Below are 10,568 nucleotides of genomic sequence, written 5' to 3'. Positions count from 1 at the left end.
GGCCCCCGCCCGCCCCCGATACGGATACGGATGCGGATGCGCAACGCGAAAAACCAGTGGCGAAAAGCGAAGGCCACAGCGAAAGCAAAAGGCGAAAGGCCCGGCGCGAAGAGCGAAGCCGCGTACGCGCGTTACTAGCCGCGGCGGCGGAACGCCTTGCGGATGAAGTGCACGATCAGCCAGATCACCAGGATCACGATCACGATGAAGACGATCACGATCACGATGAGGAAGATGCCGAGCTTCTTGAAGAAGCCGGTCTTCTTCTTCGGCTTGCCGGACGAGAAGGACGTCTGGTGCGTGGTGTGGTGGGAGCCGATGGTGCGGTGCGTGCCGTGTCCGCCGTGCCAGCCCATGGGGGACGCGGGGGCAGCTGCGATGCGTACCGAGGCGTCCTGGGCGGCCGTACGGGCCGGTGCCTGCTGGACGGCGGCGGTGGCCGTCCGGGACGCGGCGGCGTCGGACAGGCCGGCTGCCGCGGCCGGACCGGCCGCGGCGGCCAGCAGGCCGAAGAGCATCGCCAGGACGACGGCCGGACGGCGGCGCGCCACGGACCGGCGGGCGGTGGCGCGCGGCGAACCGGACTGCCGGCGCGCGGAGTTCGTGGGCAGGAGTCGCATGGGTGGGTTTCCCCCTCGTTCGGTGCGTTCAGCCATTATGGGCTGCGGCGGACATGGCGGCGGACGGGCCGGTCTCCAGGAGCGAGGCGCTCTGCCGCTCCTCGTCGAAGGCCGCCCGGCCGCCCCGCAGCCCGAACAGCCGCTTGGCGACGGCGATGTAGAGCACCGCCAGGATATTGATGGCCAGGGTGGCGATCTTGAGCCAGCTGACCTTCTCGGTCAGCTCGTAGATCTCCAGCGGCAGGAATGCCGCGGTCGCCACCACCGTCAGATATTCCGCCCAGCGCTTGGCGCGCCACAGCCCGACGCCCTCGACGATCTCCACCAGCGCATACGCCAGCAGCAGTGCGGCCACCAGCACCAGGGTGGAGTGCTTGTAGCCGAAGGTCTTCCGGATGGTGTCGACGATGGGCGAGTGGTCCAGGTCGTAGTGGAAGTGGACGGCCACCGGGCGGATCGCGTCGAGGTTCTTGTCGAAGAACTGCCGGACCGCGTCCTGGCTGTTGCTGAACTTCCAGACGGCGATCGCCGCCAGCACGATGAACACCCCGCGCACCGCCCGCTCGACGGCCAGGAACCGCAGGATGAACAGATCGCGCAGGACCTTGCCGCGCGGGACCAGCGGGGCGTCGGCCGCGGGCCCGGTGCCGTGCGGGTCACCCAGGACGAAGTCGCCGCAGCGCAGGCAGCGCCATGCCTCGCCGTGAGCGGTGGCCGCACGGAGTTTCGCGCGGTGGTGCTCCTCGTGCGGAAGGTAGGTGATGTGCCCGCGCCGTGCGCAGGTGCGCCGGTCCCAGTCGATCTTCATCGTTGGAGCCCCGTTTCCCTTTCGTCGTCCCGCGCGGAACCGCGAGGCGGCCCTCTGCCGCCCGCCGACCGGTCCCGCGCTGTGCCGCGTAACTGTCGCGTACATGATGCAAGCCACGGCGTACGGGGTGGTCTTACAGGGTGAGGGACGAGCAGAACGCTCCGGAGGTTGCGGAAAGTAGGCGGTACGTAGGGCGTATACCGCGCATTCCACCTATGTGGGGCGCGGGTACGGGCCGCCGACGCACGACAGAGCCCCGGCGCCGGGCCGCTCCCTGGTGTTCCCCCGGGGAGGGGCCGGAGCCGGGGCTCGCGGTCGGTCGGGGGAAACGGCCTCGGGGGAAAGCCGCCTCCCCCGGTGAGGACCGAGCCTCGATGCCCGCGCCGCTGTCAGGGGGAATTGCGTGCGGCACGGACCCCGCAGTGAGGCCCTGGTCCCGGGGCCCCGCGGATTCCTGCCAGATCCGCCGGACCACGCTTCCCATCCTGCCTCGCCCGCCCCTCCCAACAGGCGGGCGAAGGACCCCTCTTGGAGGGCCTTTGGTCCATAAAACCGGTGTGAAAGGCGCAGCCCGGCGGCCCGCCACGCCTCCCTCGATCGAACACCTGTGGTTACACTCGCCCGACCGCATCCGGGAGCCGGAGCGGTCGGCGGGGCCACCGGGCCCCGGGGGAAAGCCGCAAGGGACTGCCGTGGGGAGACGGGACTGATGGCGACGGCGAAGAAGGTCGCGTTGTACTTGCTCATCGTTTTCGTGCTCTACACGATCATCGCCACTCCCAAGCGGGCCGCCCAGCTCGTCCAGATAGGCTTCGAGGGCATCTCGTCCGCCGCTCAGGGCGTCGGCGAGTTCATGACCCAGCTGGTCAGCTAGGGTCTACCGGCCGGCCGCAGCGGCTGCGCACCGCCCTGTCGCACGGAGGCCCCTGTGATCCGCCACCTGGTCCTGTTCAAGCTCGACGACGGCGTCTCCCGTGACGAGGAGCGGGTGCGGGCCGCTGCCCGCGCGTTCGCGGAGCTGGAACGGCAGATCCCGGAGCTGGCGTTCTGGGAGTGCGGCTGGAACGTCACCGACCGCCCGATCGCCCACGACTTCGCGATCAACTCGGCCGTCGCCGACACCGATGCCCTCAAGCGGTACCTGGAGCACCCGGCCCACCAGGCCGCCGCCGCGCAGTGGCGCGAATTCGCCACCTGGGTGATCGCCGACTACGAGTTCTGAGCCCCGGCGCCGCCCCGGCCGGCGTACACACTCAGGCCCCCTGCCCCACGGGCGGGGGGCTTCGTCATGTGCCCGCTCCACCGTCAACTCTCGGTTCAACACGGCGTTATGGGGTGCTTGCACACAGTGCACATGTCTTGTGATGCTATGACCGCTTTTGCCGGATACATGCGATACGCGAAACATGCGCGCAATAAGTGCACTGTGAAGGGTGGCGTGACCGTGACGGCCCGTACTGCGCCCAGGGCTCCATCCCGCGAGAGCCGAAGCGCGGACACGCGGGCGCTCACCCAGGTGCTCTTCGCCGAGCTGGCCGGACTCGAACCCGGCACCCCCGAGCACACCCGCGTCCGCGCCGCCCTGATCGAGGCCAACCTGCCGCTGGTCCGCTACGCCGCGGCCCGCTTCCGCAGCCGCAATGAACCGATGGAGGACGTGATCCAGGTCGGCACCATCGGCCTGATCAACGCCATCGACCGGTTCGACCCGGACCGCGGCGTCCAGTTCCCCACCTTCGCCATGCCCACCGTCGTCGGCGAGATCAAACGCTACTTTCGGGACAATGTCCGGACCGTCCATGTCCCGCGCCGTCTCCACGAGCTGTGGGTGCAGGTCAACGGTGCGACCGAGGACCTGACCGTGCTGCACGGCCGCTCCCCCACCACCGCCGAGATCGCCGAGCGGCTGAAGATCGGCGAGGACGAGGTGCTGGCCTGCCTGGAGGCCGGGCGCTCGTACCACGCCACGTCGCTGGAGGCCGCCCAGGAGGGCGACGGCCTGCCCGGCCTGCTGGACCGCCTCGGCTACGAGGACCCCGAGCTCGCCGGCGTCGAGCACCGCGACCTCGTACGGCATCTGCTCGTGCAGCTGCCCGAGCGCGAGCAACGCATCCTGCTCCTCCGTTACTACAGCAATCTGACGCAGTCCCAGATCAGTGCCGAGCTGGGGGTGTCGCAGATGCATGTGTCCCGGCTACTGTCGCGGAGCTTCGCCCGTCTGCGATCCGCAAACAGGATCGACGCCTAACCGGGACGGGCGACCCGTTCCTGCACAGATATGTCGACAAGGCGCTACAGCGTGTTGCCGACATGTGACATTCTGCAGGAACCGCGTTTGCCGTGGTGCCGCCTCCGGTATTCAGGTGGAGGTATGACTCCTCGGTCCGCCCGGGCCGGGGACGCCGCAGCGACCCGTCCGCGACCTCAAGGGGGTGGCATGTCCGTAGAACTGGGCAGCTCAAAGGTGCTTGCCGCGATTCCCGCGCCGGCAGCACACGTGCATGACGACGTCGACGCCATCAACACCCGCTCGCTCTCCCGCTCCCTGTTCCTGCGGCTGGCCACGCTCGACAAGGACTGCGCGGAGCGCGCCTATGTGCGCGACACACTCATCGAACTCAACCTCCCGCTCGTGCGGTACGCAGCCGCCCGCTTCCGCAGCCGCAACGAGCCGATGGAGGACATCGTCCAGGTCGGCACGATCGGCCTGATCAAGGCCATCGACCGTTTCGACTGCGAACGCGGCGTGGAATTCCCGACGTTCGCGATGCCGACGGTCGTCGGCGAGATCAAGCGCTTCTTCCGCGACACGTCCTGGTCCGTACGCGTCCCGCGCCGGCTCCAGGAGCTGCGGCTGGCCCTCACCAAGGCCAGCGACGAGCTCGCCCAGAAGCTCGACCGCTCCCCGACGGTGCCCGAACTCGCCCTGTGCCTCGGGGTGTCGGAGGAGGACGTCGTCGACGGCCTCGCGGTCGGCAACGCCTACACCGCCTCCTCGCTCGACTCGCCCTCCCCGGAGGACGACGGCGGCGAGGGCTCCCTCGCGGACCGCCTCGGCTACGAGGACAGCGCGCTGGAGGGCGTGGAGTACCGCGAGTCCCTCAAGCCCCTGCTGGCCAAACTCCCGCCCCGGGAGCGGCAGATCATCATGCTGCGCTTCTTCGCCAACATGACGCAGTCCCAGATCGGCGAGGAGGTCGGCATCTCCCAGATGCACGTCTCCCGGCTGCTCACCCGCACCCTGGCGCAGCTGCGCGAAGGGCTCATCGCCGACTGAGGAACGGTCCGCCGGGGGACGGCTGCCACCCGCAGCTCCGGGTCGCTCGGCGGACAGCAACGAGAGCGGAAGCGGGCCGGACCGGCCCGGTACGCGGGCCTCAGACGGCGCGTGCGCGACGTTCGCGCGCGACCGCGGGGAAGGGCCGCCGAGCACGCCTCACGACGCCGCAGGGAGCCCCTGGGGCGTTGTCGCACACGCCCCTATACATCTGACATGCCGTCAGCAACACTGTGCCGATGCGACGGACGACTGCTGCCTCCGCCTCGGCGGCCGTGCTCTGCCTGGGCGTCCTCCTCACCGGCTGCGCGGGCGCGGCCGGATCCGGCTATGCCGCGGTGGGCGCGCAAGGCCCCGCCGACGGCTCCGCGCCGAACAGGCCCGTACCGCCCCGCGGCGGCGTCGAACTGACCCCGCTGGACGGCGACGGCGGCCCCGGCGCCGGACACCCCGGCCGCTCCCCGGATTCCGGGCGCCCCGGCTCCCCCGGCAGCCCGGGAACGACCGCCGGAACGCACCCGGCATCCCCCGGCCCGTCCTCCTCGCCCACCGGCCCCGGTGACAGCGCCGGCACCAACACCCCTGCTCCGCCCGGGGATTCCCCCCGGCCGTGGCCGAGCGGCACCGCCACACCCGCGCCGCCCTCGCCCACCGTTCCCGCGGGCCCGGGTGCCCCCGCCGGGCTCCTCGTGGGCAAGCCGGCACTCGCCGCCACGGACGTCCGCTGGTGCCAGCAGGTCACCCTCGACTTCCTCAACACCGGTGACCGCCCCGTCACTTCGGGCACCGTCACCTTCGGCACCCACATCATCGGCGCCCTCGGCATCGACTGGGGCACGGTCGGCTCCGACCACAAGCTCCCGCTGCCGCTCGCCGCGGGCCGACCGGCGACCGGAACCTGGCGGGTGTGCGTGGACGCCTGGCGGGTCCCGCTGGGCATGCACCTCGACACCAAGGACGTCACGTTCACCTGGCGGTGAGTCCGGCGCCCCCGCACGCGACGCTCCCGGAGACGTCCCGGAACTCCCCACCCGAATGGCGATGAGTTCCGCACGGCGCGACGGTCGATACAGAGAGCGGCCGGCTCATCCGGGGCCGTCGCCGCACGCCACACCAGGAGCGCGCCATGCCGAAGATCACTCCCACCCTCTGGTTCGACACCCAGGGCCTGGAAGCGGCCGAGTTCTACTGCTCGGTGTTCCCGAACTCGCGGATCAGGGCGGTCACGCACTACAACGAGGCCGGTCCGCGCCCGGCCGGCACCGTGCTGACCGTCGAGTTCACGCTGGACGGCCAGGACTACACCGCGCTCAACGGGGGCCCGGAGTTCACCTTCAGCGAGGCGGTCTCGCTCTCGGTCACCTGTGCCGACCAGAAGGAGATCGACTACTACTGGGCCAGGCTCTCCGAAGGCGGCGAGGAGGGGCCCTGCGGCTGGCTGAAGGACCGGTACGGCCTGTCCTGGCAGGTCGTACCGGAGGGCATGGCCGAGGTCCTCAACGACCCGGACCGGTCTCGCGCGGCCCGCGCCATGAAGGCCCTGATGGGCATGAGGAAGCTCGACATCGCGGCCCTGAAGGCGGCGGCGGACCAGGGCCTGTCCGGCCCTGGCCCATCGGACCGGCCCCAGCGCCGACGCCCCAACACCGGTCGCCCCGGCGGGACATGACCCGGACCGGCGCCGGGCCGCGTCGGCGGCGGTCCGGCCCGCGGCCCGCGCCGGCGGGCGGTCAGCTCAGCGCGAGCCAGGCCGCCCCCGCGACCACGAGGATCGCGACGATCACGCCGACGACGAGGCCCACGCGGGGGCCCGCCGACTGCTGCGGGGCCGCGGCGCGCCGGCCGCCGGGCTGCGGGGTGCCGCCCTCGTCGACGAAGGCTCGGAACATCTGCGTGCTGCCCGCCGGGTCGTAGTTGCCCCCGGCCTGGTTCTGCGGGTTGGTCGCCATGGGGAAGGACCCTAGCGAACCGGGCGCTCGGGGGCACACCCCTGGGCGCGTATCCTCCGCGCGCGGGGGGAGCCGCGGTCGCCGGCGGGGACGCCCGATGCGTACGCAGCGCGCACGGCGCGGTACGTGACGGGTAGATGATGTTCCGGCGCGGGCCCCGTCCGGGCCGCCGCGAAGGGGCACGGCGCGGCAAAGGGTACGAACCCGGCGCCTTCGATTCGCTTAACTCATCGACCAGCGTCTTTACGCGGTAAATCGACTTTCTTGGCCGGATCACGGCGCTGAATTTGCCATTCCCATGCCCCAGACCCCGTCGAATCGTTTGCCTTCAGCAACCAACAGTGTTTATGGTTGCCCCAAGCAACAAAAGCTGTACGAAGGTGACGAGGCGTGGAGGAGCCGATGGCCGCTCACAGTCAGTACGAAGAGCTGGCCCGGCAACTGAGCGCCATCGGGGCCGTCAAGCGGGAGATGGGGCGGATGCTGCCCCAGGAATGCCCGCCCGCCTCGGCCGGTGTGCTCACGCTTCTCGACCGCCACGGCGAGATGCGGATGAGCCAGCTGGCCGAGCTGCTCGCGATCGACATGTCGGTGACCAGCCGGCACGTCGCCCACGTCGCCGAGCGCGGCTGGATCGAGCGGAAGCCCGATCCGGCGGACAAGCGGTCGCGGCTGCTGCGACTGACCCCGAGCGGCAGGCGGCTCCTGGACGAGCTGGCCGAGCGCTACACCCAAACCCTCGCCCGGTACCTGGACGACTGGACCGACAGCGACGTCGGGCACCTCGTCGAGCTGCTCGCCAGGCTCCGTACGAGCTTCGGCGACTGCCGTACCCGGGCTCACCACGACTCCCCCGCCGACACCCGTACACCCGCAGCAGGATGACAAGGAAGCAAAGGAACCACATGGCCACGACCTCACCAGCCGGTGTGCGGGGCGGGCGCGCCAAGCATGGGGGCGGTCACGGCGCTCCCAGCGGTGCGCCCATGACGCACCGTCAGATCATGGAGGCGCTGTCCGGGCTGCTGCTCGGCATGTTCGTCGCCATCCTGTCGTCGACGATCGTCTCCAACGCGCTGCCGCACATCATCCACGACCTGCACGGCGGGCAGAGCGCGTACACCTGGGTCGTCACCGCCGCGCTGCTGGCGATGACCGCGACCACCCCGCTGTGGGGCAAGCTCTCCGACCTGTTCAGCAAGAAGGCGCTCGTCCAGATCGCGCTGGTCATCTACGTCGGCGGCTCGGTCGTCGCCGGTCTGTCGCAGAACACCGGCATGCTGATCGCCTGCCGCGTGGTGCAGGGCGTAGGCGTGGGCGGTCTGTCCGCCCTGGCCCAGATCGTGATGGCCGCGATGATCTCCCCACGGCAGCGCGGGCGTTACAGCGGCTACCTGGGCGCGACCTTCGCGGTCGCGACCGTCGGCGGTCCGCTGCTCGGCGGTGTCATCACCGACACCAGCTGGCTGGGCTGGCGCTGGTGCTTCTACGTCGGTGTGCCGTTCGCGGTGATCGCGCTGATCGTGCTCCAGAAGACGCTGAAGCTGCCGGTCATCAAGCGCGCGGGCGTGAAGGTCGACTGGGCCGGCTCGTTCTTCGTGGCCGCCGCGGTGACGCTGCTGCTGGTGTGGGTGACGCTGGCCGGCAAGAACTACGACTGGATCTCCTGGCAGACCTTCGCCATGGTCGGCGGGGCGATCGTGCTCGCGGTGATCTTCGTGGTCGTCGAGTCGAAGGCCGCGGAGCCGCTGATCCCGCTGCGGCTGTTCCGCAACAAGACGATCACGCTGGCCGCGCTCGCCTCGCTGTTCGTCGGCGTCTCGATGTACAGCGGCACGGTCTTCTTCTCGCAGTACTTCCAGCTGGCGCACGGCAAGACCCCGACGATGTCCGGCGTCATGACCATCCCGATGGTGATGGGCCTGTTCCTCTCCTCGATGATCTCCGGCCAGATCATCACCCGCACCGGACGCTGGAAGGTCTTCCTCGTCAGCGGCGGTGTGCTGCTCACCGCGGGCCTCGCCCTGCTGGGCACGCTGCGCGCCGACACCCCGTACTGGCACTCGGCGGTCTACATGGCCCTGATGGGCCTCGGCGTCGGCATGATGATGCAGAACCTGGTCCTGGCGACCCAGAACCAGGTCGCGCCGCAGGACATCGGTTCGGCCAGCTCGCTGGTCACCTTCTTCCGTACCCTCGGTGGTGCGGTGGGCGTTTCGGCGCTCGGCGCGGCGCTCGCCAACCGGGTCACGCACTACGTCACCGACGGCCTGACCGCTCTCGGCCCCAAGGCCGCGGCGGCGGCGAGCCACGGCAGCAGCGGCGGCGACGGAATTCCGGACCTGTCCTCGCTGCCCGCCCCGATCCGGTCGATCATGGAGGACGCATACGGACACGGCGTCGGCGATGTCTTCCTCTACGCGGCCCCGTGCGCCCTTCTCGCCCTGCTTCTCACCCTGTTCATCAAGGAGGTCGCCTTGCGCAGCAAGTCCGGTACGGAGCGCGCCCTCGCCGGAGACGGCGACAGCGACGAGTCCCCGGCCCCCGCCGCCGCCCCGGCGCCGGCCCCCCTGGCGGCGTCGGCCGCGGCTCCCGTCGCGGAGCGCGAGCCCGCCCTCGTCGGCGCCGCCCCGTCCCCGTCCGAGGACGACGGTCTGCACACGCCCTCCTGGGCGCAACCGGCCCCGGCGGTCCGGCCCCTGGCGGCGTACGCGTCCGCCGGCGGCGGTGACCCCGTCCCCTCCGGCCCGGCGATCCACGGCTACGTCCGCAACGCCGAGGGCAACCCGGTGCCCCACTCGGCCGTCACGCTGATCTCCCTCGGCGGGCGCCAGTTGGGCCGCGCGGTCGCCCAGGCCAACGGCTCGTACGTGCTGAGCGCCCCCGGCGCCGGCTCGTACGTGCTGATAGCCGCGGCCGACGGCCACCGGCCGCAGGCGTCCACCGTCGTCGTCGGCGACGCGCCGCACGGCCACGACATCCTGCTCAGCGGCACCGGCGGCCTCGGTGGCCGGGTCCGCAGCGCGGTCACCGGCGAGCCGGTGGGCGGTGCGATGGTCGTCGTCACCGACGTGCGCGGCGAGGTGCTGGCGACCGGAACGGCCAACGCCGAGGGCCACTTCTCCTTCGCCGAGCTGGCGCCGGGCACCTTCACCGTCGCGGTGAACGCGGCCGGCTACCGGCCCACCGCGCAGCCCGTCGAGGTCGGCGGCCAGGGCACCACCCGGATCGAGATCGCGCTGCTGTCCGGCGCCCGGGTCCAGGGCGTCGTACGGGCCGGAGCGCACCGCGCCCCGCTGGCCGACGCACGGGTCACGCTGGTGGACGCGGCGGGCAACGTCGTGGCCACCGCCACGACCGGCGCCGACGGCGCGTACGCCTTCACCGACCTGGACGCCGGCGACTACACGGTCATCGCGAGCGGCTACCCGCCGGTCGCCACCGGCCTCGCCGTCGACGCGCACGGGATGGACGGCTACGACGTCCAGCTCGCGCACCCCGGGGACTGACCGGGAACCGGGCCCGTCCGGCACCCCGGCGGGCCCGGGACACCAAGACCCCGGACCGGGGCGCGCGTTGAGCGGAGGCGCGCCCCGGCCCGGACCCCAGGGCTCCGGCCGGCGGCGCTGCGCACAGGCAGGGGACGGCCTGCACGCCGCCGGCCGGGGCCCGACAAGGACGGGGCCGGCCAGGGCCCCGGCACCACACGTGCCGGGTCCCTGCGGAGCCCGGCACTTCCCCACGCTCTCGGCTTCGCCCGTCGAGCAGGGGACCCCATCAGGCAACAAACGGGAGAGGCAATGACTTCGACGGGCGCGGGAGCTGCGGGAGTACGGGCGCAGGTCCGCACGCGGGACGGCTGGGCGGTACAGCACGCCGTACTGACCGTCACCGACATGACAGGCGCGCAGGTG

The 10,568-nt window shown here is 71.4% G+C and carries 11 protein-coding genes; 8 read left to right on the top strand and 3 right to left on the bottom strand.

All coding sequences use genetic code 11. The features are described from left to right. Positions 1 to 134: 134 nt before the first annotated feature. Together RZ84_RS19225 and RZ84_RS19220 are read right to left on the bottom strand one after the other, a co-directional pair. Complete coding sequence (locus RZ84_RS19225; protein WP_043265329.1) at positions 135 to 620, bottom strand: hypothetical protein; 486 nt, start codon at positions 618 to 620, stop codon at positions 135 to 137. A 28-nt stretch (positions 621 to 648) separates the two neighbouring features. Next, on the bottom strand, positions 649 to 1,428 hold the full coding sequence (locus RZ84_RS19220) for a DUF2127 domain-containing protein (protein ID WP_043265328.1): 780 nt from the start codon (positions 1,426 to 1,428) through the stop codon (positions 649 to 651). A 733-nt stretch (positions 1,429 to 2,161) separates the two neighbouring features. On the opposite strand from RZ84_RS19220, the gene RZ84_RS39840 reads away from it, so the two are divergent. From RZ84_RS39840 to RZ84_RS19195, 6 genes are all read left to right on the top strand, one after another. Next, positions 2,162 to 2,302, top strand: coding sequence for a hypothetical protein (locus RZ84_RS39840; protein WP_198540183.1), 141 nt, complete (start codon positions 2,162 to 2,164; stop codon positions 2,300 to 2,302). A gap of 54 nt (positions 2,303 to 2,356) precedes the next feature. Then, a complete protein-coding gene (locus RZ84_RS19215; protein WP_043265327.1) occupies positions 2,357 to 2,650 on the top strand; it encodes a Dabb family protein in 294 nt (97 codons plus the stop codon). A gap of 216 nt (positions 2,651 to 2,866) precedes the next feature. Then, positions 2,867 to 3,676, top strand: a complete 810-nt coding sequence (locus RZ84_RS19210) for an RNA polymerase sigma factor SigF (RefSeq protein ID WP_043270303.1) — start codon at positions 2,867 to 2,869, stop codon at positions 3,674 to 3,676. A 189-nt stretch (positions 3,677 to 3,865) separates the two neighbouring features. Further along, entirely contained in the window at positions 3,866 to 4,705 is an 840-nt protein-coding gene (locus RZ84_RS19205) for an RNA polymerase sigma factor SigF (RefSeq protein WP_043265326.1), read from the top strand. A 239-nt stretch (positions 4,706 to 4,944) separates the two neighbouring features. Then, positions 4,945 to 5,685: a hypothetical protein gene (locus tag RZ84_RS19200; RefSeq protein ID WP_052230023.1), complete on the top strand. Its 741-nt coding sequence runs from the start codon at positions 4,945 to 4,947 to the stop codon at positions 5,683 to 5,685. 146 nt (positions 5,686 to 5,831) lie between these two features. After that, positions 5,832 to 6,374 carry a VOC family protein gene (locus tag RZ84_RS19195; RefSeq protein ID WP_078893960.1) on the top strand — a complete coding sequence of 181 codons (543 nt, stop codon included), beginning with the start codon at positions 5,832 to 5,834 and terminating at the stop codon, positions 6,372 to 6,374. A gap of 61 nt (positions 6,375 to 6,435) precedes the next feature. Here RZ84_RS19195 and RZ84_RS19190 read toward each other — a convergent pair whose 3' ends face one another. Beyond that, on the bottom strand, positions 6,436 to 6,654 hold the full coding sequence (locus RZ84_RS19190) for a hypothetical protein (protein ID WP_043265324.1): 219 nt from the start codon (positions 6,652 to 6,654) through the stop codon (positions 6,436 to 6,438). A gap of 402 nt (positions 6,655 to 7,056) precedes the next feature. Here RZ84_RS19190 and RZ84_RS19185 point away from each other — a divergent pair, with 402 nt between their 5' ends. After that, the gene (locus RZ84_RS19185) at positions 7,057 to 7,539 is read left to right on the top strand and encodes a MarR family winged helix-turn-helix transcriptional regulator (RefSeq protein ID WP_043270299.1); all 483 of its coding nucleotides are present in this window, start codon (positions 7,057 to 7,059) and stop codon (positions 7,537 to 7,539) included. 20 nt (positions 7,540 to 7,559) lie between these two features. Continuing rightward, a complete protein-coding gene (locus tag RZ84_RS19180) occupies positions 7,560 to 10,163 on the top strand; it encodes an MFS transporter (RefSeq protein ID WP_043265323.1) in 2,604 nt (867 codons plus the stop codon). Positions 10,164 to 10,568 lie beyond the last annotated feature (405 nt).

This window comes from Streptomyces sp. CT34, from assembly GCF_000805335.1.
Classification (GTDB): domain Bacteria; phylum Actinomycetota; class Actinomycetes; order Streptomycetales; family Streptomycetaceae; genus Streptomyces.
This window is presented reverse-complemented; position numbering and strand designations above follow the sequence as displayed.

Bases quoted from the DNA above. Each gene is read 5' to 3' on its own strand.
- RZ84_RS19225 (WP_043265329.1), bottom strand. From the start codon at position 620: ATGCGACTCCTGCCCACGAACTCCGCGCGCCGGCAGTCCGGTTCGCCG.
- RZ84_RS19220 (WP_043265328.1), bottom strand. From the start codon at position 1,428: ATGAAGATCGACTGGGACCGGCGCACCTGCGCACGGCGCGGGCACATC.
- RZ84_RS19205 (WP_043265326.1), top strand. From the start codon at position 3,866: ATGTCCGTAGAACTGGGCAGCTCAAAGGTGCTTGCCGCGATTCCCGCG.
- RZ84_RS19200 (WP_052230023.1), top strand. From the start codon at position 4,945: ATGCGACGGACGACTGCTGCCTCCGCCTCGGCGGCCGTGCTCTGCCTG.
- RZ84_RS19195 (WP_078893960.1), top strand. From the start codon at position 5,832: ATGCCGAAGATCACTCCCACCCTCTGGTTCGACACCCAGGGCCTGGAA.
- RZ84_RS19190 (WP_043265324.1), bottom strand. From the start codon at position 6,654: ATGGCGACCAACCCGCAGAACCAGGCCGGGGGCAACTACGACCCGGCG.
- RZ84_RS19185 (WP_043270299.1), top strand. From the start codon at position 7,057: ATGGCCGCTCACAGTCAGTACGAAGAGCTGGCCCGGCAACTGAGCGCC.
- RZ84_RS19180 (WP_043265323.1), top strand. From the start codon at position 7,560: ATGGCCACGACCTCACCAGCCGGTGTGCGGGGCGGGCGCGCCAAGCAT.